Annotated in this window: 26 protein-coding genes, 1 tRNA gene and 1 pseudogene; 14 read left to right on the plus strand and 14 right to left on the minus strand. The window is 64.8% G+C overall.

Features of this window, described 5'->3' with window-relative positions; genetic code table 11:
* Window positions 1-187 precede the first annotated feature (187 nt).
* Window positions 188-649, plus strand: a complete 462-nt coding sequence (gene rirA, locus RFN28_RS06100; protein ID WP_320286472.1) for an iron-responsive transcriptional regulator RirA — start codon at window positions 188-190, stop codon at window positions 647-649.
* Between the two features lies 1 nt (window position 650).
* Here rirA and RFN28_RS06105 read toward each other — a convergent pair whose 3' ends face one another.
* Genes RFN28_RS06105 through hemP form a run of 5 tightly spaced genes read right to left on the minus strand, consistent with a single transcriptional unit; the run spans window position 651 to window position 4,747 of the window.
* Window positions 651-1,439 (minus strand): heme ABC transporter ATP-binding protein, encoded by a 789-nt coding sequence (locus RFN28_RS06105; protein ID WP_320286473.1) that lies wholly within the window; start codon window positions 1,437-1,439, stop codon window positions 651-653.
* A gap of 7 nt (window positions 1,440-1,446) precedes the next feature.
* Window positions 1,447-2,547, minus strand: coding sequence for a FecCD family ABC transporter permease (locus tag RFN28_RS06110; RefSeq protein ID WP_320286474.1), 1,101 nt, complete (start codon window positions 2,545-2,547; stop codon window positions 1,447-1,449).
* Window positions 2,548-2,553: 6 nt separating this feature from the next.
* Window positions 2,554-3,447 carry a heme/hemin ABC transporter substrate-binding protein gene (locus tag RFN28_RS06115; protein ID WP_320286475.1) on the minus strand — a complete coding sequence of 298 codons (894 nt, stop codon included), beginning with the start codon at window positions 3,445-3,447 and terminating at the stop codon, window positions 2,554-2,556.
* Between the two features lie 11 nt (window positions 3,448-3,458).
* Window positions 3,459-4,517: a hemin-degrading factor gene (locus tag RFN28_RS06120; protein ID WP_320286476.1), complete on the minus strand. Its 1,059-nt coding sequence runs from the start codon at window positions 4,515-4,517 to the stop codon at window positions 3,459-3,461.
* A gap of 23 nt (window positions 4,518-4,540) precedes the next feature.
* Window positions 4,541-4,747, minus strand: coding sequence for a hemin uptake protein HemP (hemP, locus tag RFN28_RS06125; protein WP_320286477.1), 207 nt, complete (start codon window positions 4,745-4,747; stop codon window positions 4,541-4,543).
* Window positions 4,748-5,008: 261 nt separating this feature from the next.
* Between hemP and RFN28_RS06130 the strand changes: the two genes are divergently transcribed.
* The 5 genes and pseudogenes from RFN28_RS06130 (at window position 5,009) to hmuQ (ending at window position 9,075) form a co-directional block, all read left to right on the plus strand.
* The gene (locus tag RFN28_RS06130; RefSeq protein WP_320286478.1) at window positions 5,009-7,156 is read left to right on the plus strand and encodes a TonB-dependent hemoglobin/transferrin/lactoferrin family receptor; all 2,148 of its coding nucleotides are present in this window, start codon (window positions 5,009-5,011) and stop codon (window positions 7,154-7,156) included.
* 6 nt (window positions 7,157-7,162) lie between these two features.
* Window positions 7,163-7,604: pseudogene (locus RFN28_RS06135) on the plus strand (hypothetical protein).
* Window positions 7,605-7,743: 139 nt separating this feature from the next.
* On the plus strand, window positions 7,744-7,950 hold the full coding sequence (locus RFN28_RS06140; RefSeq protein WP_320286479.1) for a hypothetical protein: 207 nt from the start codon (window positions 7,744-7,746) through the stop codon (window positions 7,948-7,950).
* Between the two features lie 268 nt (window positions 7,951-8,218).
* Window positions 8,219-8,707, plus strand: coding sequence for a TonB family protein (locus RFN28_RS06145; protein ID WP_320286480.1), 489 nt, complete (start codon window positions 8,219-8,221; stop codon window positions 8,705-8,707).
* 53 nt (window positions 8,708-8,760) lie between these two features.
* On the plus strand, window positions 8,761-9,075 hold the full coding sequence (gene hmuQ / locus RFN28_RS06150; protein WP_125001846.1) for a heme-degrading protein HmuQ: 315 nt from the start codon (window positions 8,761-8,763) through the stop codon (window positions 9,073-9,075).
* A 168-nt stretch (window positions 9,076-9,243) separates the two neighbouring features.
* Here the strand turns inward: hmuQ and putA are convergent, their stop codons facing one another.
* Window positions 9,244-12,852 carry a bifunctional proline dehydrogenase/L-glutamate gamma-semialdehyde dehydrogenase PutA gene (gene putA / locus RFN28_RS06155; RefSeq protein ID WP_320286481.1) on the minus strand — a complete coding sequence of 1,203 codons (3,609 nt, stop codon included), beginning with the start codon at window positions 12,850-12,852 and terminating at the stop codon, window positions 9,244-9,246.
* Between the two features lie 165 nt (window positions 12,853-13,017).
* On the opposite strand from putA, the gene RFN28_RS06160 reads away from it, so the two are divergent.
* On the plus strand, window positions 13,018-13,470 hold the full coding sequence (locus tag RFN28_RS06160; protein ID WP_320286482.1) for an Lrp/AsnC family transcriptional regulator: 453 nt from the start codon (window positions 13,018-13,020) through the stop codon (window positions 13,468-13,470).
* Here RFN28_RS06160 and RFN28_RS06165 read toward each other — a convergent pair whose 3' ends face one another.
* Window positions 13,471-14,679, minus strand: coding sequence for a cytochrome-c peroxidase (locus tag RFN28_RS06165; protein ID WP_320286483.1), 1,209 nt, complete (start codon window positions 14,677-14,679; stop codon window positions 13,471-13,473).
* Between the two features lie 7 nt (window positions 14,680-14,686).
* Window positions 14,687-15,130 (minus strand): FixH family protein, encoded by a 444-nt coding sequence (locus RFN28_RS06170; protein WP_320286484.1) that lies wholly within the window; start codon window positions 15,128-15,130, stop codon window positions 14,687-14,689.
* Window positions 15,131-15,285: 155 nt separating this feature from the next.
* Here RFN28_RS06170 and RFN28_RS06175 point away from each other — a divergent pair, with 155 nt between their 5' ends.
* The gene (locus RFN28_RS06175; RefSeq protein ID WP_320286485.1) at window positions 15,286-16,206 is read left to right on the plus strand and encodes a sugar kinase; all 921 of its coding nucleotides are present in this window, start codon (window positions 15,286-15,288) and stop codon (window positions 16,204-16,206) included.
* Window positions 16,207-16,257: 51 nt separating this feature from the next.
* Here RFN28_RS06175 and RFN28_RS06180 read toward each other — a convergent pair whose 3' ends face one another.
* The 3 genes from RFN28_RS06180 to RFN28_RS06190 all read right to left on the minus strand — a co-directional run bounded on the left by RFN28_RS06180 (window position 16,258) and on the right by RFN28_RS06190 (window position 20,010).
* Entirely contained in the window at window positions 16,258-17,277 is a 1,020-nt protein-coding gene (locus RFN28_RS06180) for an aldose epimerase family protein (protein ID WP_320286486.1), read from the minus strand.
* 101 nt (window positions 17,278-17,378) lie between these two features.
* Entirely contained in the window at window positions 17,379-18,836 is a 1,458-nt protein-coding gene (locus tag RFN28_RS06185) for an NAD-dependent succinate-semialdehyde dehydrogenase (protein WP_320286487.1), read from the minus strand.
* A 223-nt stretch (window positions 18,837-19,059) separates the two neighbouring features.
* On the minus strand, window positions 19,060-20,010 hold the full coding sequence (locus RFN28_RS06190; protein ID WP_320286488.1) for an AEC family transporter: 951 nt from the start codon (window positions 20,008-20,010) through the stop codon (window positions 19,060-19,062).
* Between the two features lie 147 nt (window positions 20,011-20,157).
* Here RFN28_RS06190 and RFN28_RS06195 point away from each other — a divergent pair, with 147 nt between their 5' ends.
* Window positions 20,158-20,706, plus strand: a complete 549-nt coding sequence (locus tag RFN28_RS06195; RefSeq protein WP_320286489.1) for a histidine phosphatase family protein — start codon at window positions 20,158-20,160, stop codon at window positions 20,704-20,706.
* Here the strand turns inward: RFN28_RS06195 and RFN28_RS06200 are convergent.
* The 3 genes from RFN28_RS06200 to RFN28_RS06210 are packed head-to-tail and all read right to left on the minus strand — an operon-like array spanning window position 20,696 to window position 21,417.
* A complete protein-coding gene (locus tag RFN28_RS06200) occupies window positions 20,696-20,995 on the minus strand; it encodes a hypothetical protein (protein ID WP_320286490.1) in 300 nt (99 codons plus the stop codon). The genes RFN28_RS06195 and RFN28_RS06200 overlap by 11 nt on opposite strands.
* Window positions 20,982-21,164: a hypothetical protein gene (locus RFN28_RS06205; RefSeq protein WP_320286491.1), complete on the minus strand. Its 183-nt coding sequence runs from the start codon at window positions 21,162-21,164 to the stop codon at window positions 20,982-20,984. Before RFN28_RS06205 ends, RFN28_RS06200 begins: the two co-directional genes overlap by 14 nt.
* Window positions 21,151-21,417 (minus strand): hypothetical protein, encoded by a 267-nt coding sequence (locus RFN28_RS06210; protein ID WP_320286492.1) that lies wholly within the window; start codon window positions 21,415-21,417, stop codon window positions 21,151-21,153. Before RFN28_RS06210 ends, RFN28_RS06205 begins: the two co-directional genes overlap by 14 nt.
* 304 nt (window positions 21,418-21,721) lie before the next feature.
* On the opposite strand from RFN28_RS06210, the gene RFN28_RS06215 reads away from it, so the two are divergent.
* From RFN28_RS06215 to RFN28_RS06235, 5 genes are all read left to right on the plus strand, one after another.
* Window positions 21,722-21,787 (plus strand) — tRNA-Ile (locus tag RFN28_RS06215).
* Window positions 21,788-22,151: 364 nt separating this feature from the next.
* Window positions 22,152-23,297 carry a slipin family protein gene (locus RFN28_RS06220; protein ID WP_320286493.1) on the plus strand — a complete coding sequence of 382 codons (1,146 nt, stop codon included), beginning with the start codon at window positions 22,152-22,154 and terminating at the stop codon, window positions 23,295-23,297.
* A 235-nt stretch (window positions 23,298-23,532) separates the two neighbouring features.
* Window positions 23,533-23,814 (plus strand): acyl carrier protein, encoded by a 282-nt coding sequence (locus tag RFN28_RS06225; RefSeq protein ID WP_320286494.1) that lies wholly within the window; start codon window positions 23,533-23,535, stop codon window positions 23,812-23,814.
* A 35-nt stretch (window positions 23,815-23,849) separates the two neighbouring features.
* The gene (locus tag RFN28_RS06230; protein ID WP_320286495.1) at window positions 23,850-25,040 is read left to right on the plus strand and encodes a beta-ketoacyl-ACP synthase; all 1,191 of its coding nucleotides are present in this window, start codon (window positions 23,850-23,852) and stop codon (window positions 25,038-25,040) included.
* A gap of 79 nt (window positions 25,041-25,119) precedes the next feature.
* On the plus strand, window positions 25,120-26,391 hold the full coding sequence (locus tag RFN28_RS06235; RefSeq protein WP_320286496.1) for a beta-ketoacyl-ACP synthase: 1,272 nt from the start codon (window positions 25,120-25,122) through the stop codon (window positions 26,389-26,391).
* Window positions 26,392-26,405 lie beyond the last annotated feature (14 nt).

Genomic DNA, 26,405 nt, shown 5'->3' on the forward strand with positions numbered 1-26,405 from the left:
CTGGTTGCACCCGGAACTTATCTAGTGCCTGCCCCGGCGAAACGCTCGCTCAAAGCTCACCGGGCCGCGCTCGCTCGGACAGGCACAAAAAGTTGACACGATTATTCAGCTATGTAGCGGTCCAGTCTGGAATTGTTCCAAACTATGGGCCATATTCGGCCCAAGCTAATGTTTTCGCGAGGATACCATGCGGCTCACGCGCCAGACCAACTACGCGATGCGCATTCTGATGTATTGCGCGGCGAACACCGACAGGCTGAGCCGAATCCCTGAGATCGCCACCGCCTATTCGGTTTCGGAGCTGTTCCTGTTCAAGATCCTGCAGCCGCTGGTGGAGGCGGGGCTGGTCGAGACCGTACGCGGCCGCAACGGCGGCGTGAGGCTCGGTCGTCCGGCCGAGCAGATCAGCCTGTTCGACGTCGTGCGCGTCACCGAAGAGAGCTTCGCCATGGCCGAATGCTTCGAGAATGACGCCGCCGAATGCCCGCTGATCGACAGCTGTGCCCTGAATTCGGCGCTGCGCGAAGCGCTCAACGCCTTCTTCGCTGTGCTATCCCGCTACACCATCGCCGATCTCATCGCCGCGCGCCCGAACGTACGCCACCTGCTCGGCATCGACCTCCTGGAGCAGCGCGCTCCGGCAGCCTAAACTAAGCCGCGGATTGCGGCAGCACGAACGGCACACTCGGCGCGGGCAGCGCGCCGACCCTGAGCCGGCAGTCGAATACCCTTTCGATCAGCTCGTCATTGAGCACATCCTGCGGCGAACCGGCAGCCGCTACTTGGCCGCCATGCAGCACGAAAACGCGGTCGGCATACATGGCCGTCAGGTTGAGGTCGTGCAGGATCGCAACGACACCGCCGCCGCGCCGGGCGAAGTCGCGCGCGATGTTCATGATGATGAGCTGGTGCTTGACGTCGAGGCTGGAGACCGGCTCGTCGAGGAAAAGATAGCGCGGCCTGCCCTCCAGCACCGGCGCCCAGACCTGGCACAGCACCCGCGCCAGTTGCACGCGCTGCTGCTCGCCACCGGAAAGCTCCTGATAGAAGCGGCGGGCAAAGCCCTTGAGATCGACGCGCGCCAGCGCCCGCTCAGGCAGGCGCGCATCCTCGCCGGGCACCACACCGGAACGGCCGCCGATAAGCCCGAGGCGAACGATCTCGCACACCGTGAAGGGGAAGGACAACGAGGTCGACTGCGGCAGCACCGCGCGAAGCGTCGCCGCCTCCACCGGCTTCATGGAGGACAGATCGCGACCGTTGAGCGTGACGGTGCCGGTATAGAAAAGCTCGCCCGTCAGCGCCCTGAGCAGGGTCGTCTTGCCTGAGCCGTTCGGCCCGACGATTGCCGTCACCTCGCCCGGCCGCGCCGCGAAATAGACATGCGATACGATGCGCTTGTTGCCGATCGCCACGGAGACGTCGTGTGCTTCGATCATCGGCGGCTCACAGATCGACGATGCCGCGCTTGCGCAGCAGTATCCACAGGAAGAAGGGCGCACCGGCGACCGCGGTGACGATGCCGATCGGCAGCTCAGCCGGAGCCACGATAGTGCGGGCGACGGCGTCAGCGAGCAGAAGCAGCGAGGCACCGAGCAGCGCCGAGGCCGGCAAAAGGTAGCGATTGTCCGGACCGATCGCGAGACGCAACAGATGCGGCACCACGATGCCGATGAAGCCGATGCCGCCGCTCACGGCAACCGACGCGCCGACCGCCGCCGAAACACCGATGATGGCCGTGTATTTCAACCGCTGCAGCGGAATGCCGAGATGGCCGGCGGTCGCTTCCCCGAGCGCCAGCGCGTTGAGCCCGCGCGACAGGAAGGGCATGGTTGCCAGCGCCGGCACGATCACCGGCCCGACGGTACCGATCTTCGGCCAGGTCGCGCCGGCGAGCGAGCCGAGCTGCCAGAAGGTCAAATCGCGCAATTGCCGGTCGTCGGCCATGAAGATCAGGATGCCGGTAAGCGCCATGGCAAGGGCGGCGATCGCCAGCCCGGCGAGCAGCATCGTAGCAACCGATGTCCGGCCGTGCCGCGTCGCGATCGCATAAAGCAGCGACGTCACAGCCAGGCCGCCGAAGAAGGCCGCCAGCGGCAAGGCGAGCGTGCCGAGGGCGAGCGTGACAGGCGCAAGCCAGGTCGTGCCGAGCACGATGATCGCCACCGCGCCCAGGCTCGATCCGGCCGAGACGCCGATCAGGCCCGGATCGGCAAGCGGATTGCGGAACAGGCCCTGCATCACCGCGCCGGAAACCGCGAGCGTGGCGCCGATCAGCACGCCGAGCAGGACGCGCGGCATGCGGATGTCGTAGACGATCAGCTGGTCGCGAGCGGCGAGCGCCGCATCGACAGGCACGGCTCCGGTGAGCCAGACGCGGATGACGCGGACGGCGGACGCGTCGGAAGCGCCGGACGTCAGAGACAGGAATACGGACAGCGCCAGCGCGAGCGACAAAAGCAGGATGACGGTCCTGGCCCGTGCCGAGCGGTCGCCATCGGCTGCCATCGCCCTCACCTCCTGGCCGGCAATCGACTGTTCGGCCATGGCCGCTCAGTCCGCGACCTGGTTGCCATAGAGCAAGACGGCGAGATCGTGGATAGCCTCGGCCGTACGCGGCCCGAAGCCCAGCAGATAGCCGCCATCCATGCTGATCACCTTGCGGGCGGCGCCCGCCCGCGTCGAGGCGATCGAGGGATTGGCCAACAGCTCATCCTCGGAGATCGGCGGCCCGGCGTTCTTCATCGTCAGGATCGCATCCGGCCTGGCGGTGACGATCGCCTCGTCGGACATCTGCTTGTAGCCAGAGAAGCCCTCGACCGCGTTGACTGCGCCGGCGAGTTTGATGATGCCGTCGCCCGCTGTGTCGCTGCCCGCGGCCAGGATCTTGCCGCCCTGCGTCGACAGCACGACCAGGATGCGCTTGCGCTCCTTGATCGAGGCCGTCTGCTTTTCGGCCGACTTCAGCTTCGCATCCATCTCGGCAACAAGCTTCTCAGCCTTGGCGTCGACGCCCAGCGCCTTGCCGACGATGCGGATCTTTTCGAGGATGCCTTCATGGCTGTAGTGCTCCGGCACTTCGATGAAGGACACGCTCGATTTCTTCAGCACGTCGACCGCTTCCTTTGAGCCGCTGCCATGAAGGGCGAGAATCCCCGACGGATTGACCGAGAGCACGCCCTCCGGCGACAGCGCGCGCATATAACCGACATTGGGTAGCTTGAGCGCCGCTTGCGGGAAAGAGCTGGTCGAATCGCGGGCAACGACATGGCTCTCTTCGCCAAGCGCGAAGATAATCTCGGTGATGGAACCGCCGATGGAGGCAATCCGCGACGTATCGGAGAAGACGGCCGCACTCTCGCTGGCTCCCACAGGCAGAGCAGTAAAAGCGAGCAGAGCGCCGAGCACTGGCGCAAGCGCCGAGCCGATATTGAAAACAACACGCATTGGGTCCTGCCTCATGCCGCAGTCGGGCTAGGAATGCGGGGCAGGTTCTCCGCAAGGAAACGCCAATCTTCGCGCTCGCCCTCGCCTTCACGGCGCTTGCCGAAGAACTGGATGATCATACCGCCCTTGGCGTCGTAGGCCTCGAGCGAGGTGACATGGCCATCCTTGGTCGGCTTGCGCACCGCCCAGACTTCGTGAATCTGATCGGTCCTGAGATGCAGGTGGAATGTCTCGTCAAGCACGTTGATCCACGGTCCCATCGGCTTTACCGACTTGATCGGGCCGGAATGGATCTGGATGCAGCCGCGGTTTCCGACGAAGCACATGATCGGCATCTCGCCTTCGGCGGCGTGGTGGAGCATGGCGCTGACGGCATCATTGTCGAGCAGCCAGGCGTAGTCCTGGCCAACCATGCGCACCGCCTCGCGGCGGCTGAGCTTCAGCGTTTTCAGCATGCCGAAGAACTGATGCACGTCGGTCAGCCGGCTCCAGCGGTCGCGCAGATCGTCGCTGGCAACCGAGCCTTGGGCCTCCGCTGCGCTTTCCGGCGCTCTTGAGGCGATCGCAACGTCCGGTTCCTGGTTCGACGATTCGAGGCTCGCCACCAGCTTCTGGTAAGCGTAGAGGTTGGACGCAGGCCTCAGATGCACCTTGTGCACCGCCTCGCCCGATGCATCGAAGAACTGCAGGCTGCGGCGGATCTCGCCGCCATCGCGCTTTTCGACGGCGAAGCCATGCGCCCACACCTTCGGGAAGATGCGCAGGTCGATGTTGTCGCCGAGCACCATGGCATTGTGGTTGCCGGTAACGACCTTGTCGTAGACGCCGATCTTCTCGTGCACGGCGCTTCCGTTGCGGGTCAGCGCCATCACCTCGCCAACCGCTTCGAGGCCGGTCAGCAGATCGTTGACGCGCGGCTCGACGCGCACGGCGCCAAAGCCGCAATGCGCCGCGACCAGTTCCGCTTCCGAAATGCCGAGCTGGGCCGCGAGATCGCGCTCGCGCATGGTCGGATTGCCTTCCCGCGCCCGCCGGATCTCGTCCGGCGACAGCTTCACGCGCTGGTCCATGTCGTCCACCTGTTTTCGTCTGCTTACTTGTTGAGGATCAGCTTGCCCTGGCGGGTGATCTTCAGGCGGTAGAGCGCGCCGTGATGTTCTATGCCGATCTCGTGCTCGCCCTGGAACAGCGTGTTGCTGGAGAGCGTGCGCACCGCCATCGGCACTCTTTCGTAGCGTACCGGCGTGTCGTCTGAGCGGCGGACGCGGTAGCGGAAGTCGTTGGGGTTGTACGTGTTCATCTCATTCGGTCCTTTCCTGCTCGGCCACCTGGCCGGCTGCCCTCGTAAAATGCCGATTCAATTCTTGACTAGAATTATCATGTTTAATAGTCAGTGCATTACCGGACAAAATGAGTCAACATTTAAGACGCCGGACGTGATCAAAAATGCGAGCGAGCCCCGCGCCAGCCAGCGTCGAGCCTGAAATATTGGAGTTGGGGCATGGGGTTGGTGAATTGGGGACGGGCGGGTCTGGCTGACGCGGGCCCGAGCTTCCGATCGATGGCAAACGGCGTCGCAGTATTGATGGCCGGAGCGGCGGTAATCGCGCTCAGCATGCCGGCCGCGAAAGCTCAACAGGCCGCGCAGACGGCTACCGACCAGCAGGCCGATCAAAGGAAAACGGACGAGAAAGCCGCGGCTGAAGGCACCCTGCTCGACAAGATCCTCGTCATCAGCCGTACCGGCGAGACCTCGATCCAGTCGCTGGCCTCGGCCAGCCATGTCGACCGGGAACAGCTTGAGCGCCGCATGGCGACGACACCGAACGAGATGCTGCTCGGCGTCCCGGGAGTTGCCGTGCAGGCCGACGCGCGACGCGTCAGCTCAAGCATCAACATCCGCGGCCTGCAGGATTTCGGCCGCGTCGCGGTGATCGTCGACGGCGCGAGGCAGGATTTCCAGCGCTCCGACCACAGTACGCAATCGACCTTCTATGTCGATCCCGAGCTCGTCAAATCCGTCGACGTGATCCGCGGCCCGGTCGCCAACACCTGTGGCTCCGGCGCCATCGGCGGCGTCGTCTTCTTCGATACCAAGGACGCCGACGATTTCCTCAAGCGGGAGGAAAGCTGGGCCGCCTCCGTCACCGGGCGCTACGAAAGCAACGGCAAGGGCTGGACCACCAGCGCCAGCGGCGCCTACCGCTTCAACGAGAACTGGGACGCGCTGGGCAACATCGTCTACCGCGACTACGACGACTACAAGAATGGTGCCGGCGACACCGTCGCCGGCACCGGCTTTGACGTGCTGAGCGGCCTGCTCAAGACCACCATTCGCCCGACCGAGAACAGCGAGCTGAAGCTCGGCTGGGTCGGCTCCAGCGACGGCTGGACGGAGACCAGCGGCGGCGTGCCGGCCAACGATGTCGACCTCAAGTCGAACACCTTCACCGCCCGCTACAACATCACCGACGATGCCAAGAGCTGGCTCGATCTGCACATCAATGCCTCCTACAACAAGACCGACCTCGATCTGACGACGCTCGTCCCGCAAAAACGGTTCGACCCGGGCACAGGTCTGCCCGTGGTGCTGCCCGCCGGCTCGCTGTCGACCTTCGATGTGGGGACGACGGGCATCGATATCTGGAACACGTCGCGCTTCGAGACCGCCGGCATCGCGCATGATCTGACCTATGGCGGCGACTGGGTCGGCGACGATGTCGAGACCGGCGGCACTGCCGGCGGCGACAGCTTCTACACACCGTCGGGCAAGCGCAACGTCTCCGGCGCCTACATCCAGGACAAGCTGATCTGGGAATGGCTCGAGGTCATCACCGGCCTGCGCTACGACAGTTACAGCCTCAAGGACTCCGAGCACGAGACATCGGGTGACCGGCTGTCACCGCGCATAACCGTCGGTGTCGCGCCTTTTGAAAGCGCCGGCCTCGCAGGCCTGCAGTTCTACGGCACTTATGCAGAGGGCTACCGGTCGCCCTCGCTGACTGAGACGCTGATCAGCGGCAATCACCCGGCCGGCGTCACCTTCCCGTTCCTGCCGAACCCCAATCTCAAGCCTGAAACCGGCAAGACCTTCGAATTCGGTGTCAATTACAAGCAGAACGACATTGTCGAGGCCGGCGACGCGCTGCGGCTCAAGGCCGCCTACTTCAACAACAATGTCGAAGACTATATCGACGGCGTCACGCTGTCGGCCTTCGACCCGACCAGCGGCTGTCCGTTCGGCCCGGGCATCCCGATCTGCTTCCAATACCAGAACTTCGCCAAGGCCAAGATCAGCGGCTTCGAGCTGGAGAGTGTATATGACGCCGGCTGGGGCTATGCCGGCCTTTCGGCCTCCATCATCAACGGCCACACCATCTCGTATGAAGGCGAGCGGGCCGACCTCGCCACCATCCCGTCCTCGCAGGTGACAGCGCAGCTCGGCCTTCGCTTCCTCGAAGACAGGCTGACCGTCGGCGGCGAAGTGCAATATAACCGCAAGCCCAAGGGCAATCCCGTGGCCAAGAACTATACGCTGGTCAATGCCTTCGCCAGCTACCAGGCGACCGACAATCTCAAGGTCGACTTCCGCGCCGACAATCTGTTCGACGTCAAATACACCAACCCGCTCAACGGAAGCACGACCGCCGGTCTCTACGAACCCGGCATCACGCTGAAACTGGCGGCAACCATGCGCTTCGGAGGCTGACCGGACATGCCACGTTTGATGACATCGCTTCGTCTCTTGACCGCGGCGGCGGCGATGTCACTCGGCCCGGTGCCGGCGTGGGCCCAGTCCGCGCCGGCTCCGGCCCTAAACCTCGAGCTCAACGCCGCGCAGCCTTCCGACAAGGGCTGCCGGCTGACCTTCGTCGTCAACAACGCGCTCGGCGCCGATCTGACCAAGGCGGCCTTCGAGATCGCGCTGTTCGACGAGGCCGGCACCGTCGACCGCCTCACCGTGCTCGACTTCAAGGACCTGCCGGCCGGCAAGACGAAAGTGACGCGCTTCGACCTTGCCGGCGCCGACTGCGGCAAGCTCAGCCGCGTGCTGACCAACAGCGCGACGGAATGCGCCGGCGCCCGGCGTCGAGCCGGCGGCATGTATGCGCGGTCTGAAGGCCTCGACCAGAACCGGCATCGCTTTCGGGGTCTGAACAAGCAATGTGCATAGAGCCGGCACTCGCGCGAAACGCCGCCGTCTGGCCTTTGGCCAGCATTGGTCTTCCGCCGTTTGCGGCAAGCGATCTTGATTTGACAATTTGCGACTGGTCGCGGCAGCTTGCGGCCCGCGCCATGCAGGACATCAGCGAAACATCCGACACCAACAGCGAGTTGACGGCGGCTCCCGGCGAGCCGCTGGCCGGTCCGCAGCCGCGCAGCGAAAACGGCAAGTGGACGGTTGGCGATCGCGGCCTCATGCCTGGTCCATGGCGCGGTGGCGGCGACGCTGCTGATATCCCCTTCCGCAAGGTCCGCACTACAGGATTCGGCGCAAACTGAAGGCAGCGACAGGTCCGGCGCCAATGTGGTCGGCAGCGCGCTCAATCCTGAGCAATCGGCATTGAATGTTGCCCTGGTGCCGCCTCCCCCACCACCGGCGAAACCGGTGCCGCCGGCGGAGCCGCCCCGGCCGGCCGAAACCGTGCAGCCGCGACCGACGCTGGAAGCTAGGAAACCTCCGGCCGAGCCTGACATCGAAGCCAAGAAACCTCCGGCTGAGCCTGACATACTTGCAACGGAAGCCCCGCGTAATGATGCCGACAGCGTCATGCCGGACGAGAAGACAGCGGCCACCGCGGCGATTGAGCCGGAAAGTGCTTCTCCTCCTCCCACTCCGGCGCAGCCGCCGGTTCCGACCGCCAGGCCGGTGACCGCGAGTCGGCAAGAAGCCGACGAGAAGAGCGGCGCGGCGGATGGCCAGAACCGCTCCGAGCGTACGGCGAGCAAGGGCAAGAAACAGAATCAGGCGGGGACTGTCGCGGAGGACAGCTACCGGAGCGACGTGATCCGCAAGCTTGGCCGCATTTATCGCGGCGTGCCGCCCTCGGTGCAGGCGACGGCGAGGAGCAACACCGTCGTGACATTCGTCATCGGCAAACGCGGCAACATCGATGAGTTGCGCGTCCTGGAAAGCTCAGGCTCGGAAAGCTTCGACAAGCTGGTGCTTGGCTTCGTCCGCAAGGCAGCGCCCTTCCCTCCGATTCCTGCAAAGGTCGGGGACAGCCTGGAGTTCACCGGCGCCATCGGCCCGTTTTGAGAACCGCGCCTTCAACCCAATCAATCTTGGCTCGCCATTTCGAAAGGAAACCCATGTATATCGCCATGAACCGCTTCAAGGTCCAGAACGGCTCGGAAGAGGCCTTCGAGGACGTCTGGAAGAACCGTGATTCCAGCCTCTCCGAAATGAAGGGTTTTCGGGAGTTCCACCTGCTGCGCGGCCCGGTCAACGAGACCGAAGGCTACACGTTGTTTGCCTCGCACACGGTCTGGGCGAGCCAGGAGGATTTCGTCGCCTGGACGAAATCGGAGAATTTCCGCGCCGCGCATCGCAACGCCGGCACCTCGAAGGTGCACTATCTCGGCCATCCCCAATTCGAGGGATTTTCGGTCGTCGAAGGCGCCTGACCGCTACGATCAATCTTTTTGACGGCCAGGGTGTGTTGAGATTCAGGTCAGGCCGAGGCGAAAACGGTGGCTCCGAGAACCGGAGCGGAGCGTACTTAACGTACGTGAGCACCGGAAGGGCAGGAAGCCGCCGTTTGCAGGCCGGCATCACCTGAATATCAATACGCCCTAGGCAGCGGCGAGCAGGCTGGCATTGCCGCCGGCCGCCGTCGTATCGACGCAGACCGCGCGCTCATGCGCGTAGGCCGCCGGGTTGAGCACTTCGCTGACCAGCGGCACGATCGGCCCGGCGCGCTCGGCAACCACCTTGCGCACGATACGTGCCGCTTCCGGCGTGCCGGAGAAGGCGACGACATCGACCTTCAGCGACCGCGCCTCGACCGGGTCCGGCCGGCCGTCGATCGCCGCGAGGGGCAGCCCTTTGCCGGTCAGCGCCGACAGCGCAGCCGGAGCGCCGGGCGCCACCGCCAGCACGGCATTGCCGGCAGCTAAAGCCTGGATCGTCTGCGCAAGCAGTGTATCGGCATCCGGGCCGAGACAGAGCACGCGCCCGCGCGGCGCCAGCGACAGCGTGTTGGCCTCGCCTGTCGGTCCGGGCAGGTCGACCTGGCCGAAATCGAGGCTCGCGGCGGCAGCAATTGCAGCCGCCCCTTTGCCGCGCAGATGTTTTCTCAGGATCGCCACGCGATCCGGCCGCGTCGACCAGCCGCCAAGCGTCGGATCGGGCAGATTGTCGGCCAGTTCTGTCGCCGTCACCTTGTGGCCTTCGCCGACTTCCGTGCCGGCCTCCGGTCCCTTGCGGAAGCGACGCAGATAATGCGGCCCGCCGGCCTTCGGCCCGGTACCCGACAGCCCCTCGCCGCCGAAAGGCTGCGAGCCGACCACGGCGCCGATCTGGTTGCGGTTGACATAGATGTTGCCGGCATGGATGCCATCGACGAAGTGCTGGACGCGGCCCTCGATGCGGGTGTGCAGGCCGAAGGTCAGGCCGTAGCCCTTGCGGTTGATGGCGGCGATCACCGCATCGATCTCGTCGGCGTCAAACGTCGCGACATGCAGCACCGGGCCGAACACCTCGCGCTCCATCTCCTCGATGCCTTTGACGCGGAAGACATGCGGCGCGACGAACCGGCCGGCAGCCGGCGCCTCCAGCTTGGCGATCAGCCGGCCCTCCAGCCCCTTCTTCTTGCAGTAGTCGCTGATCGAGGCTTGCGCCTCCTCGTCGATGACCGGGCCGACATCGGTCGAGATCGCCCACGGATCGCCGACATTGAGTGCCTCCATCGCGCCCTTCAGCATTTCCAGCATCTTCTTCTCGACGTCCTTTTGGACATAGAGCACGCGCAGCGCCGAGCAGCGCTGCCCCGCACTCTGGAAGGCGGAAGCGAGGATGTCGCGCACCGCCTGCTCGGGCAGTGCCGTGGAGTCGACGATCATGGCGTTGAGCCCACCGGTCTCGGCGATCAGCATGGCGTCGGGCGCCGCGGTCTCGGCCAGTTGCTTCTCGATCAGCTTGGCGACCTCGGTCGAGCCGGTGAAGCAGACGCCGGCGATGCGCGGATCGGCGGTCAGCGGCGCGCCGACCGATGGGCCGTCGCCCGGCAGAAGCTGGATGACATCCTCCGGCACGCCGGCCTCGCGCAGCATCTCGACGGCGCGGAAGGCGATCAGCGGCGTCTGTTCGGCGGGCTTGGCGATCACCGAATTGCCGGTGACGAGCGCCGCAGCGATCTGGCCGGTGAAGATCGCCAGCGGGAAATTCCACGGCGAGATGCAGACGATCGCGCCGCGCGCCTCGGTGCCCGCTTCGGCATTCGCCGCCTCGGCCGCGTAGTAGCGCAGGAAGTCGACCGCTTCGCGCACCTCTGCGACGCCGTCGGCCAGCGACTTGCCGGCCTCGCGGGTGGCCAAAGCGAAGAACTCGGCCGCATTGGCCTCGTAGAGGTCGGCGGCGCGGTTGAGGATCGCGGCGCGCTCGACGACCGGGCGTTTCGCCCAGGCAGGCTGCGCGTCGACGGCGATGCGCACAGCGGTCGCCACCTGCTTGGCCGCGGCCTCATGCACCGTGCCGACGATCTCGTCCGGCTTGGCCGGATTGACGATCTGGCGCTGCTTGCCGTAGCCGGCGGCGCGCGTGATCGGCTTGGCGTGCCAGCGGTCCGCTCCGGCAAACTCTGCCCGCGCCCGGTCGACAGCTGCAAGCGTCACCGGATCGGTGATATCGAAGCCTCTGGAGTTGCGCCGGTTGGCGCCGAAGATTGCGGCCGGGCGCGCGATCGCCGGATTGGCGGCCGCACCCTGTTTCTCCACCGCCTCCAGCGGATCGCGCGCGATCTCCTCGGGCTCGACCTCTTCGTCGGTCAGTTGATGGACGAAGGAGGAGTTGGCGCCGTTTTCCAGTAGACGCCGCACCAGATAGGCGAGCAGGTCGGAATGCGCGCCGACCGGCGCATAGATCCGGCAGCGCGTGCCTTCGGACTTGCGCACAGTCTCATGCAGGGATTCGCCCATGCCGTGCAGGCGCTGGAACTCGAAGGAATCGCGGTCCTTCGCCATCGACAGGATGGCGGCCACCGTATGCGCGTTGTGCGTGGCGAACTGCGGATAGATGCGGTCGGTCATCGACAGCAGCTTTCGCGCGCAGGCAAGATACGACACGTCGGTGTTGGTCTTGCGCGTGAAGACCGGATAACCGGCAAGCCCCAGCGTCTGCGCCCGCTTGATCTCGGTGTCCCAATAGGCGCCCTTCACCAGCCGCACCATGATGTTGCGGTCGTATTTCCTGGCGAGCGCATAGAGCCAGTCGATGACGAAGGCCGCGCGTGGTCCATAGGCCTGGACGACGACGCCGAAACCGTCCCAGCCGGCGAGTTCCGGTTCGGCGAGCACACGTTCGATGACATCGAGCGAGAGATCGAGACGATCGGCCTCCTCGGCATCGATGTTGAGGCCCATGCGCGAATGCCGTGCCGCGAGCGCCAGCGACACCAGCCGCTCGGCCATCACCGGCAGCATCTTCTCCCTCTGCGCCACCTCATAGCGCGGATGCAGTGCGGAGAGCTTGACCGAAATGCCGTGGTTGTAGCGGATGTCGGGTCCGTTCGAGCCGGCGTCAAGCGAGGAAATCGCGTCCGCATAGGCCTTGTGGTAGCGAAGCGCATCGGCCTCCGTGCGAGCCGCCTCACCCAGCATGTCGAAGGAATAGAGATAGCCCTTCTGCGTCATCGCGCGCCCGCGTCGCACGGCCTCGGCGATGGTGCGGCCGAGCACGAACTGCTCGCCCATTTCGCGCATCGCCGCCGCCACCGCCCTGCGGATGACCGGCTCGCCGAGCCTCCTCACCATGGCGCGCAGCGTGCCTTCGATGCCGCCCTCGCCTTCGTCCAGCACGCGGCCGGTCAGCATCAGCGCCCAGGTCGAGGCATTGACGAAGATGGAGCTTGAGCCGCCCGAATGCGCCGACCAGTCATGCGGCGCGATCTTGTCGGCGATGAGATCGTCGATCGTCTCGGTGTCCGGCACACGCAGCAGCGCCTCGGCCAGGCACATCAGCGCCACGCCTTCCTTCGTCGACAGGCCGTAGGCTGAGAGGAACACTTCCATCAGTCGAGGGTCCGTTGACCCGCGCACCGCGCGCACCAGATTGGCGGCTCGGGCCGAGATCGCCTTGCGCTCCTCGGCCGAAAGACCGGCCGCCGCCGACAGTCGCTTCACCGCCTCGTCTTCGTCGGGCAGGTAATTGGCGCGGATCTGCTGGCGGATCTCGTCAAGCGGCATGTCGGGTCCATAAAGCAAGCGTTAGGGAGCGGTCTGGCGGTCACCGAACCGATTGGCGCAAAGCTAGCACAGCTGCGAATTTTCGACCGGTCCAAAGAGTTCGACAAGATGGTCCGTTTGAACTATCATATATTCCTTTCTACGATCATTTTGACCGCCAGTTCGATGGTTGAAGACCAATTGGACCGCATAGACCGCAACATCCTGTCCGCGCTGGGGCGCGACGGCAGGCTATCCATGTCCGCGCTAGCCACAAAGGTCGGCCTGTCGAAGACACCGGTGCAGGCGCGGGTGAAGCGGCTGGAAAAGGACGGCTACATAAGAGGCTATCGCGCAATCATCGACCGCGAGCGCATGGGCGAAGGTCATGTCGCCTTCGTCCAGGTGAAGCTATCGGACACGCGCTCGGCGGCGCTCGATGCCTTTAACCGCGCGGTGCAGGGCGTGCCGGAGATCGAGCAATGCCACATGATGGCGTCGAGCTTCGACTATCTTCTAAAGGTCCGCACCACCGACATCGCCGCCTATCGCCGCGTGCTCGGCGAGCGCATCTCGGCCCTCCCCCACGTCGCCCAGACCTCGACCTTCGTCGCGATGGAAACGGTGAAGGACCGTTAGCTACTCCGACAGGGTCTTGAGGAAGGCCACCAGCGCCGCCCGTTCGCGGTCGGAAAGATTGAGCGGATGCACCTCCGAAACGCCCTCGACACTCGCCGGCGCCTTCGAATAATGCGCGACCACCTCGTCGAGCGATGAGAACTGTCCGGCGTGCATGTAAGGCGGTCGGTCTGCCACTCCCCGCAGCGACGGCGTCTTGTAGGCGCGCACCAGTTGCTGCCCGTCCTTCACCATAAAGCGCAGCTCGCGGCAGGCGCTGGCATCACCATCGCGTAACTTGCCGAAGCAGTTGAACGGATCGGCCTGGACTTGAGCTACAGCATCGACCCGCCCACGATCAGGCGGCAGGCCGTTCACCGGCGGCACGCCGGTGTTGTGGAAAGAGTTGTCGGTGAAACGCGGACCGTTGTGGCAGGTCACGCAATTGGCCTTGCCAATGAACAGCTTCAGCCCGAGAACCTCTTCCGGCGAGAACGCTGCATCGCCCTCGGGCTTCGTGCCGGTCGCCAGATCGATGGCAAAGCGGTCGAAGCGCGTCTGCGAAGGCTCGATCGATCGCTCGAAGGCGGCGATCGCTTTGCCGATATTGGCAAAGACGCGGTTGACGTCGTCGGCCTGGTCGGCGGGCATGGCCTTCCAGGCCGCCTTCTCGGCATCGGTGCCGAGCGGGCTGGCATTGGCCGGCACCACCGAAAGATCGGGCAGCGGCCCGAAGATGCGCTCATAGCGCTCGCCGAACCGCTTCTTGATGTAATGCGCGAAGGCGGCGCGGTTGCCGGCTTGCTCCAGCGGATTTTCGAGCGGCGTCAGCGCTTGCGCCCAAAGGCTGTCGCGCCTTCCGTCCCAGAAGAACCACGGATCGCGCGCCACGCCGGCCAACGGCATGGTGCGCCGGTTGGTGCGGCCGACGCCGACGGCCTGCGGCAGGTCGTCCTGGAACTGGCGGTCGATCTTGTGGCAGGTCGAGCAGGACACCGTGCCGTCAAGGCTCATGCCAACATCGAAGAAAAGCGTCGATCCGAGCGCCGCCGCCGCCGGCACATCGGCATACTGGTTGGTCGTGTCGGGCTTCAACGCCGGCAAGGTGTTCAGCGCCAGCGAAGCGATGGTCTTCTTCTCGGCATCGCTGAACTGAGGCTTGCCGCAGCCGCCGAGCAAGGCGAGCGCGGCCAGAGCGGCCAGGGTTGCGACGCGGGCAAGACACCTCATCAGCCGCTCACAACACGATGTTGAAGACGACGGAATCGGAACCCGTTGCCGCCGAGATGGCGATGCGCAGCTGCCACCAGCCGCTCATGGTAAATTTGACGCCGTCGATGCGGTAGCGCCCCTCGCCCAGATAGTCGGTCGCCTGCGGGCTGGTCGGCAGACCGTGACTGTGCCGCGGCATGCCGCCGGAAACGGTGATCGCAGCACCCTCCACCGGAGCGCCGGCGGCTGTCTTCAGCGTCAGCAGCCAGGATTGCAGCTCGCCTTGCCGGATCACGCCGCGTTCCGGCTCGAAGCTCGCAACGAACAGGCCGTTGGCCGTCTTCTTCGAGCGCGAGGTATCGGGACCGGACGCCGGATGCGGCGCCGTCAGATAGACCACTGCCAGGATGCCGACGAGCAGGGCAGCCAGACCGAGACCCGCAAGAATGTAACGCCATATCGATGCCAAACCGGTTCCTCATCGGCTGATAACGTCACGAGTTGCGCGCAGCATCCCGTCCCGCCTGTGGGAAATCGCTTCTGGCGCAAAAAACGGCCTGCGCCAAGCATGGCGCTACTGCCTGCAAAAAGCTACAGCAACAAAGCCTTAGGAGGATCAGCCATATGGAAGCCAATGGTGTCGCGTCGATCGGCGAATGCATGCTCGAACTGTCGGGCCAGGCGGGTCCGAACTGGCGAATGGGCTTTGCCGGCGACACCTTCAACACGCTGTGGGCGCTGCATGCGCTGAGCCCTGACCGGCCGGCGACCTATGTCTCGGCCTTCGGCGACGATCCGTTTTCGCGCGACCAGATCGCCTTCTTTGCCCAAAACGGCATCGGCATCGGCAGCAGCCCGGTCATCGCCGGCGCCAGGCCCGGCCTTTACGCCATCACCCTCACCGGAGCCGAGCGCGCCTTCACCTACTGGCGCAGCGACGCGGCGGCGCGCCAGCTCGCCTCCGATCCGGCCGCGCTGGCGAAGAGCCTCGAAAAACAGGCGCTTGTCTATTTTTCCGGAATCACCCTGGCAATTCTGGACGACGCGTCACGCAAGACCTTGCTTGCAGCCGTAGCGACAGCCCGTCGGGCTGGCTCGCTGGTCGCCTTCGATCCCAACTACCGCCCCCGGCTCTGGCGAAGCCGCGAGGCCGCTCAGGCCGCGATTCTAGAGGCGCTTGCCGTCACCGACATCGCTCTGCCCACCTTCCCGGATGAGCAGCTGCTGTTCGCAGACGAGACACCGCAGGCGACCGCCGAACGCCTCGGCAAATTGGTCGGCGAGGTCGTCGTCAAGAATGGCGAGCAGCCGGCAACGATTGCCACGGGCGGCGCCTCGGAAACAGTCGACGCAGTGCATGTTGCCACGCCGGTCGACACCACCGGCGCCGGCGATTCCTTCAACGGCGGCTATCTCGCCGCCCGTCTCGTCGGCCATGCGCCCGCCGATGCGGTCCGGCGCGCGCATCGCGTCGCCGCCGCCGTCGTGCAGGTTCGCGGCGCGCTGGCGACCTTCGAGACGCTGCGAGCCGCTTTCGAGAGCTGAGGCGCCTTGAGCCGTGAGGTCAGGCCAGCCTCACCGAGGCGTCAATAGACCTCAAGGTAAGCGGAACCTGTACTCCGTCACCTGATGGTAGATTTGACCCGGCCACAGCGTGGCCTGCGGGAAATAGGGCCGGTTGGGCGCGTCGGGCCAGGTCTGCGCTTCGAGGCAGAAACCGGAGAACGCCTTGTAGCGGCGCCCATCCAGCCCCGCTGACGACGGCGCGACATACTGGCCGATATACAACTGCACACCGGGCTCGGTGGTCCAGACTTCCATCTCGACGCCGGAATTGGCGCCTTGCACCCAGGCCGCCTGATGGAGCGGTCCGCGGCTGGAGGCGAGACAGAAATTCACGTCGTAGGGAAGCTGCTCGCCTTCCGTTTCCATGCGCAGCGGCCGTGCCTGGCGGAAGTCATAGGGCGTGCCGTCGACAGGCTTCACCACGCCGGTCGGGATCATCTCGCCGTCGACGGGCGTGTAGGCGCTAGCATTGAGCATCAGCCGGTGGTCGAGGATATCGCCGGCGCCACCATCGTCGAGATTGAAGTAGGAGTGCTGAGCGAGGTTGCAAAGCGTCGGCTCCTCGCAGGTGGCGGTCAGCTCCATGCTGAGCGTGCCGGGGATCTTCAGCCGGTACGTGCAAGTGACGTCGAGTGCGCCGGGAAAGCCCATCGTGCCGTCCGGATCATGCAGCGTCAGCGTCACGAAATCCCGGCCATGCAGCGAGACCGTCCACGGCCGGTGGAAATAGCCTTCCGAGCCACCATGCAGCGTGTGTTTGCCGAGAAAATTGCGCTCCGTCTGATAGCGCTTGCCGGCGATGGTGAAGCGGCCGTCGCGAATGCGGTTGGCGAAGCGGCCGACCACAGCGCCGAAATAGGCGCGGTCGGTCTCATACGGTTCGAACCGGTCGTAGCCCAGCACCAGCGGCGCGTCGTGGCCGGTGAGCCGCAGGTCCTGGACAATCGCGCCGAGCCCGATGATGTTGGCGGTCAGGCCGCCACCTCTGATGGTGAAGCGGCGCACGGCCTCGCCTGCCTGCGTCGTGCCGAAGACCTCGCCGTCCTTCATCGCTGTGCCCAAACGTCAGTTCGTTGATCCATGGACTTCGGCCGGCTGTGTCTCGTCCGGCAAGGGCAGGCAACGCGCCTGCCCCGCCCCTAGGATAGCTGTCAGAGGCCGAGGCCGCCGATGCAGGCATATTTGGTGTCGAGGTAATCGTCGATGCCCTGATGGCCACCTTCCCTGCCAAGGCCCGATTCCTTGACGCCGCCGAACGGCGCCTCCGGCGTGGTGATCAGGCCTTCGTTGATGCCGACCATGCCGTATTTCAACCCTTCCATGACCCGGAAGGCGCGGCCAAGATTGCCGGTGTAGAAATAGGAAGCGAGCCCAAACTCGGTGTCGTTGGCGAGCGCGATCGCCTCTTCCTCGGTCTCGAACTTGAACACGGGAGCCACCGGTCCGAAGATCTCTTCCTTCATGAAGCGCATCTTCGGCGTGGCGTTGGCGATCACTGTCGGCTGGAAGAACGAGCCGCCGAGCGCATGGCGCTTGCCGCCGGCGACGACCTCGCCGCCCTTCGACGTTGCATCGGCGATCAGTTCCTCGACCTTCTCGACCGCCTTCTCGTCGATCAGCGGTCCCTGCTGCACGCCTTCCTCCAGGCCGGAGCCGACCTTCAGATTGTTGCTGGCGGCGGCCAACTTCTCGACGAACTCGTCATAGACGCCCGCCTGCACGAGGAAGCGGTTCGTGCAGACGCAGGTCTGGCCGGAATTGCGGTATTTAGCGGTGATGGCGCCGGTGACGGCGCGATCGACGTCGGCATCGTCGAAGACGAGGAACGGCGCGTTGCCGCCAAGCTCCATTGACACTTTCTTGACCGTCGAAGCCGACTTCTGGATCAGGATCTTGCCGACCTCGGTCGAGCCGGTGAAGGTGATCTTCTTGACCAATGGATTGGTGCAGAGCTCGTCGCCGATCTCGCCGGCCGAGCCGGTCAGGATGTTGATCACGCCCTTGGGGAACCCGACCTCTTCGGCAAGTGCGCCCCAGGCGAGGCCTGAATAAGGCGTCTGCGACGCCGGCTTGACCACGGCGGTGCAGCCAGCGGCAAGCGCCGGCCCGATCTTGCGGGCAAGCATCGAGGAGGGGAAGTTCCAAGGCGTGATGGCGGCGATGACGCCGACCGGCTCCTTGGTCACCAGGATGCGCCGGTCGCCCCAGGGCGACGGCACGATATCGCCATAGACGCGCCGGCCCTCCTCGGCGAACCACAGAATGTAGCTCGCGGCCGAGCCGATCTCGCCCTTGGATTCGAACAGCGACTTGCCCTGCTCGATGGTCAGCAGTTCGGCAAGCACGTCCTGATTGTCCATCATGGCATCGTGCAGCTTGCGCAAAAGCTTCGAGCGCTCGAGCGCGGTGGTCTTGCGCCAGCTCTTGAAGGCTTCCTCGGCGGCCTCGATGGCGCGGCGGGTTTCCGCCTTGCCGGCCTTCGGCACGGTGCCGATCTTGAGGCCGGTGGCCGGATTGTTGACGTCGATGGTCTGGCCGCTGTCGGCCTGCACCCATTCGCCGTTGATGAGATTGGCCTGGCGCAGGAAATGGCTGGTCTTCTGAAGCATGGTCTGGCCTCCGTTCGGCGCACTGACGGCCGTTTTTGTTGGTGTATCGTGGGCGTGCGCTTGTAGCACGCCGGCGCATTGCTCTTACCTAGGGAAGGGCCGGCAAGCAATCACAAGATGGCATATAGGGGTTGGGCCAGCAAAAGCGAGCGTCGGACGCTTGTTTGTGCCACCAGCGAAGGATGTTGGGATTCAGTCCCGCATCACTGAATATCGGCATCCCCTATCCAAAGACATGGATGACGACGGTCAGCCAGAAGGAGGTCGTGAGCACCGCGCTTGCCGTGGCAATCGTCATCTGGTTCGACGCCAGCGCCTGGCCGGTGTTGAACTGGACGGCGATGAGGTAGGAATTGACGCCCGAAGGCAGAGCGGCAACGACGACCGCGACCTTCGCCGTCAGCGGGGGCAGGCCGAGCAGCCAGACCAGGAGAAGCACCAGCCCCGGCATCACGAAGAGCTTGAGCACCGAGAGCGAGAGCGCCGGCCGGATGTTGCCGGAAATGCCGAAACGGCGCAGGCTGAGGCCCATCGCAAACAGCGCTACCGGTCCGGCGGTATTGGCGAGCGCATCGACCAGACGCCCAACCAGCGCCGGCAACGGCGCGCCGGTCATGCGCCAGGCGAGCCCCGTCAATATCCCGATGATCAGCGGATTGACGAACAACCGCCTGAGAAAATTCCTGATGACGCGCAGCGGATGCACGGACTCATCGCCGCCGCGGCCGAACATTTCGAACAGCACGATCGAGGCCATCATCATGACCGGCAGGTGGATCGAGACCAGCAGCGACAGCACCTCGAAGCCGCTCGCGCCGAATATGCCGAGGATGAAAGGCGCGCCGAGCAGCACGACGTTGGAATAGGCCGAGGACACGCCGCCGACGATGCCGGCGCGGGCGTCGCGGCCGAAGAGGCGCGTCATGACCAGGTGCCCGGCGGCCCAGGTGGCGGCAGCCGCCGCAAAATAGGCGCCCCAGAGCGACCATGGTGCCACGCCGTGGAAATCCGACTTCACCATCGTCTGGAAGAGCAGCAGCGGCATCGCCACGTTGACGGCGAATTCGGATATGCCCTCCCCGCTCACCGGCTTCAGATATCCGGTGAGGCCGGCGAGATAGCCGAGCGCGACGAGACTGAAGACGAAAAGGACGGTTTCGGTGAGCGGAGTCATTTTTCCCGTGATAGGCGAGCCCCGATCGCCGTGCAATCGGCCGCTCTCGGGCCGACCGCCGGGCCACTGCTTGTTTTTCAGCCGGCTTTGCGGTCCCTATATGCCGATCATGGCCCCCGGCCTCTCGGGCCGCCATAAGGACTTCTCATGCTGCGACTTGCCCTGGCGCTTTTCCTGCTTGCCGTTCCGAGCCTGGCCCACGCAACCGACGCGGGCTGGGCGCTGCTGCGCGACGGCGGCCATGTCGTCCTGCTCCGCCATGCCTTCGTCACCGGCAATACCGACCCGGCGAATTTCGACATCGGCAATTGCGCCACCCAGCTCAACCTGTCGGAGCGCGGCAAGCAGCAGTCAAGTCGCATCGGGGCACTGTTCGCGGCGCGCGCGGCGCCCATCGGGCGCGTGCTCTCCAGCCGCTATTGCCGCTGCCTCGACACCGCCCGCATCGCCTTCGAGGCCGAGCCGGAACCGTTCGCGCCGCTCGATCTGCTCAAGGCCGATCCCGCTGAGAAGGCCGCCCAGATGGAGGCGGTCATGAAGGAGATTCGAGGTTATTCCGGCTCCGACAACCTGGTGCTGGTTACGCATCTGGAAAATATCGAGGCGCTCACCGGCATCGCGCCGCGCGAGGGCGAAGCCGTGGTGGTGGCGCCGGATGGCGACAGCCTCAAGGTGCTCGGCCGCGTCACGTTTTAGCCATGGCGGACGCGTTGTTCAGCAGCCACGCGTCGATGCGGACTTTCCACGCCTCGATCATCTGCGCGAAGGCATTCTCCGTCAGCGCGGATAGATACAACCGTCCCGCCTCGTTCAGGGCTGTGAGCGTATAGGCAATCGACGCTTCCGTGCCCCCGCAGCCGGCCTCGCGGCAAGCTACCTCGACAAATCCGAAACGCGACTCCGGCGTCACCCTGGCATAGCGCACCCTATGACCCTGAGGGTCCCAGTCCGTGCAGGCCCAAAGCGTGGTCTCATCGCCCGCCATGGCTTGTCCGGAAGACCATGCCGTCCCGCGTCTCTCCGTCTTTGGGGTGCAGAAATTCCGGATCCCAGCCATCCACCCACAAGGTTTCCCCGATTGGCGTAAACAACGGAAAGACGCGTTCGACCGGACCCGCAAGCACGATCCTGTGGCTGCGTTCAAGATGATTCATCGTCTGCTTTCTCCGTCGGTTCCATAAGGCGATGACTATCCGCGGCGCCGAGTTCCAGCCCGTAGATGCGCTTCAGCTGGCCGATCGTTTCCAAAGTTGCCGGCGAGAAGGGCTCCTGGCCTTCGAAGGCATGCAGTACGATGCCTTCGATGAGGTCGCCGAGGCTCATGTCGCGATGCTCGGCCAAGGCCTTGAGCACCTTCACCAATCTCTTTTCCAGGCGAACCCCGGTCTGCACGCGCTCTACAGTCATGCCACTATGTACCATGGTACATAGGTAAGCGCAAGCAAGTGTTGCCAAAATGCCACCACCAGAAGAAGCGCGGATTCGCCGCCACAATGCGGCTTGCGACAACCCGTCGCAGGGTCTATAGGCGCGCTCCCGGTCACGAAAACCGAAGCCAGCACAACGGTTGGAGCTTTCGTCTCCGCCCGCGCAGCCGGCTTTGCCGCGCTGTGTACGGCGCCGCTTGGGAGTGTTGGGACTTGCGGGTGTAGCTCATGGAGAGCGCCGGATTTGGTCCGGAGGCAGGGTTCGATTCCCACACCCACGACACGGATAGCTCAGTTGGGTAGAGCATCAGACTCATAATCTGACGGCCGAAGGTTCGAATCCTTCTCCATTTGGCCTGATAAGCCAAAGGCACCCTTTTACGGTGTTATCTAAAAAACGGTCCGGGGACCGGAATGCGAGGATTTCAAGGACGGCAGGACTTCGGTCTCGCCGGCTCCCGCGATGTCCTGCGCCGTCGGCTCGCGGCCAGGCCCGCGGTGACGATCAAGGCGCGGCAGCGCCTGCAAGGAGGCTTCGGCCTTCTGCGCCCGCATTGCCGTCCCGCGATCCGCTCCCGAAGGCCCGTCGCTTGGCGATGCCACCGGTCTCCGGATCATTCGTGCCCGGAACTGTGAAGAGAAACGAGAAACGAAAGGACGATCGAAGCATGACGTGACGCCTCGCGTGGGGCCATGCCCGACAGGAGTAAGACAATGAAGACCATTCTCGAAAAGCTTCTTGGACGCCAGCGCGTCCTCGTGAAGGAAAATGAGCGTGCCGTCGCCCTCTACAAGGGCGAGATCCAGGCTGTCCTGATGCCGGGCGAGCATTGGCTTGCCAACCGGCGCGGCAACCTGGAAATCTCCAGGCACGACCTGAAGAACCCGGAATTCGTTTCGGCTTACGAGAAGGCGTTGTTCGACAAGCTCCCGGACGTGGCCGCGCGTCACTTCACGGTCGTTCGCACCGGGCGCACCGACATTGCCGTCATTGAGCGCGATGGCGCCCTCCACGCCGTTCTCATTCCGGACCGCAAGCTCGTGCTGTGGACGGATGCCGGCCCCTGGAAGGTGACGTCCGTCGACACGGCGGCCGATCTCGCCGTCGATCGGGCTTTGATGCGCCGGATCGGCCAGGCCCGGAAGACGGAACACCTGTTCCTGCATCCGGTCGTGGACGGCCAGGTCGGGTTGCTGTTCGTGGACGGCGTCTACACCCGCACGCTTGCCGCGGGCGTGCACGCCTTCTGGAATGTCGGGCGCATGGTCCAGGTGAAGGTCGTCGACCTCAAGCGCCAGTCGCTTGATGTCGCCGGGCAGGAAATGCTGACCAAGGATCGTGTGACGATCCGCGTCAACATCGCCGCCGAATACCGGGTCGTCGATCCGGTGACGGCGGTGAGCACGGTGAAGGACTTTTCCGAAGCCCTCTACCGCGCTCTGCAGTATGCCTTCCGCAAGACGCTTGGTGCGCTCACCCTCGACCAGATCCTCGACAAGAAGGTGACGGTCGACGAGGAGGCGGCGGCCAAGGTGCGTGGCGACATGGCCGCGATCGGCCTCGAGGTCAGCGATATCGCGCTCAAGGATGTCATCCTGCCGGGCGAGATGCGCGAGATCCTCAACCAGGTGGTTTCGGCCGAGAAGCAGGCCGAGGCCAATATCATCCGCCGCCGCGAGGAGACGAACGCCACGCGTTCGCTGCTCAACACGGCCAGGGTGATGGCCGAGAACCCGGTGATGCTGCGGCTGAAGGAGCTTGAGGCTCTCGAGGCCATCGCCGGCAAGGTCGAGCGGCTCACCGTCCACAACGGAACGGGCGGGCTGCTGAACGACCTGGTCAAGCTCCGCGAAAGCTGATGCATGTCGCCCAAAAGTGGTTCCGGTTTTGGGGTAACGACATGCATCGAAACAAAGACTGACGGTGCGTCATATGGGAAGGGCCGCCGGGCCGACCGGCGGCCCTTCTTGCGTTTCGAAAGCCGGCATCCCATCTGCGCGCCGTGCATTCGGCCTTTTCCTGCCTGGAAAAACCGATTAGACAGCGCCCAAACAAGATGCGGACAGATTCCGCCCGCAACCGAAGGAAGAGCCCTTGTCCACGACGTTCCAGAAAGTCGCCAAGATCATTGCCGACACCAGCGAGATCGATATCGACACCATCACGCCCGAAAGCCACACCATCGACGATCTGGGCATCGACAGCCTCGATTTCCTCGACATCGTCTTTGCCATCGACAAGGAATTCGGCATCAAGGTGCCGCTCGAGAAGTGGACGCAGGAGGTCAATGACGGCAAGGCCTCGACCGACGACTACTTCGTCATGAAGAATCTCTGCGCCAAGATCGACGCGCTCGTCGCGGCCAAGGCCGCCTGATGTCGCACTCACCTGCCTAACCCACAAAGCCGTCCATGAGCAGTCCGCACGACGTCGTCATCACCGGCATAGGCCTTGTCTCCTCGCTGGGAGAAGGCCCGGATGCTCATTGGCAGAAGCTGACCCGGCCAGGCCTCGAGCCGGTGCTCGATGCGGCGCGTTTCGCGCCCTATACCATCCACCCGTTGCCCGAGATCGACTGGAACCTGCAGATCGCCAAGCGCGGCGACCAGCGCCAGATGGAGACCTGGCAGCGGCTCGGCACCTATGCCGCCGGCCTTGCGCTGGACGACGCCGGCATCAAGGGCAATGACGAGCTCTGCACGACCATGGACATGGTGGTGGCGGCCGGCGGCGGCGAACGCGACGAGGCCGTCGATGCCGCAATCCTCGCCGCTTCCGAAAGCCGCAACGACCGCGACGTGCTGCTCAACGAGAAGCTGACCACGGAATTGCGGCCGACGCTGTTCCTCGCCCAGCTTTCGAACCTGCTCGCCGGCAACATCTCGATCGTCCACAAGGTCACCGGCTCGTCCCGCACCTTCATGGGCGAGGAAGGCGCCGGCGTCTCCGCCGTCGAGACGGCCGCCGCGCGCATCCGCTCCGGCCAGTCGACCCACGTGCTGGTCGGCGGCGCGTTCCAGACGGAACATTCCGACATGCTGCTTGGCTATGAGCTCGCTGGCTATCTGCATCGCGGCCCCTGGAGGCCGGTCTGGCAGCGGCAGGGCACCGAGGGCGGCGGCGTGGTGACGGGCTCGGGCGGCGCCTTCCTGGTGCTGGAGCAGCGCGAGCACGCGAAAAGCCGTGGCCGCAAGATCTACGCTGAGCTTGGCCCCATTGTCTCCGGCCGCGCCCGGCGCAGTCGCGGCGAGTTGAACGCCGAGATCGCCGCGCTGCTGAAGCAGGCGGCGTTGCCAAACGGCGAGCTGCTGACCATTTCCGGCGCCTCGGGCGCCCACGCCGCCACGGCGGCGGAGAAGGAAGCGCTCGACGCCAACCCGGCGCTTGCCGTGCGCGCCTTCTCGACGCTCACCGGCCATTTGAAGGAAGCGCAGTTTCCCTTCGCGGTGGCGCTGGCGGCACTCGCCGTCGACCGCAAGGCCGGCTATCCAGCCTTCGATGCAACAGCGGAGCGGCAATTTGCGGGCACTCCCGCAACCGTCCTTGCAACGGCGATCGGCTATCACCAATTCGAGGGGCTGGGGCTGATCAAGGCCGCTTAGATTTGTTTTTATGCAATTCCGGACGGAAAACCGCGACACGCTTTTTCCTGGAATTGCTCTGGACCGAGGCAGACACAACATGGCCAATCTCCGCGATCACATGGGCAGGCCGATCGTCGCCGTGACCGGCATCGGCGTCGTGACCTCGCTCGGCGTCGGCAAGGCCGACAACTGGGCGGCACTGACCTCGGGCAAATCCGGCATCCATCCGATCACCCGCTTTCCCGTCGATCATCTGAACACCCGCATCTCCGGAATGGTCGATTTCCTGCCGTCGAGCTCCAAGGGTGCCAGCCCCCTCACCTACGAGCTGGCCGAGACAGCCGCCCAGGAAGCGGTATCGGAGGCAGGCCTCGATTCCGGCGATTTCAGCGGACCGCTGTTTCTCGCCTCGCCGCCGGTCGAGCTCGACTGGGCCGACCGCTTCTCGCTCTACAATTCCGACAAGAAGGAAAGCGGTTCCGAAAGGCTGCTGCGGGTAGCGCGCGGGCTGAAGGAGCTCGATATCTTCGAGACCACGCAGTTCGGCTCGATCGCCGACCGGCTGGCCGACCGCTTCGGCACGCGCGGCTTGCCGATCACTTTGTCCACCGCCTGCGCCTCCGGCGCCACCGCCATCCAGCTCGGTGTCGAGGCGATCCGCCGCGGCGAGTGCGACAAGGCGTTGTCGATCGGCGCTGACGGCTCCGCGACAGCGGAGGCGCTGATCCGCTTCTCGCTGCTTTCGGCGCTCTCCACCCATAACGACATTCCCGAGAAGGCCTCAAAGCCCTTCTCCAAGGACCGCGACGGTTTTGTCCTGGCCGAAGGTTCCGGTGCGCTGGTGCTGGAATCGCTGGAGGCCGCCCTTGCCCGCGGCGCGACCATCCTCGGCATCATGCGCGGCTGCGGCGAGCGCGCCGACGACTTCCACCGCACCCGCTCCAAGCCCGATGCTTCGCCGGCGATCGCCACGGTGCGCGCCGCCCTTGCCGATGCCGGCTTGAGCGAGGACGAAATCGACTACGTCAACGCGCACGGCACCTCGACTCCGGAAAACGACAAGATGGAGCACCTGTCGCTGTCGACGGTGTTCGGCGAGCGGGTCGGCTCGATGCCGATCTCTTCGAACAAGTCGATGATCGGCCACACGCTGTCGGCCGCCGGCGCGGTCGAGGCCGCGTTCTCGCTGATGACCATGCGCGAAAGCGTCATCCCGCCGACGATCAATTACGACAATCCCGATCCGGCGATCGTGCTCGACGTGGTGCCGAACAAGAAGCGCAACGCCGAAGTCGGCACGGTTTTGTCGAATTCCTTTGGCTTCGGCGGCCAGAACACCTGCCTTGTCATGGCGCGGGAACCGGTCTAAGCGGACGTTTTCCC

This window comes from Mesorhizobium album (assembly GCF_033977205.1).
Taxonomy (GTDB): domain Bacteria; phylum Pseudomonadota; class Alphaproteobacteria; order Rhizobiales; family Rhizobiaceae; genus Mesorhizobium; species Mesorhizobium album.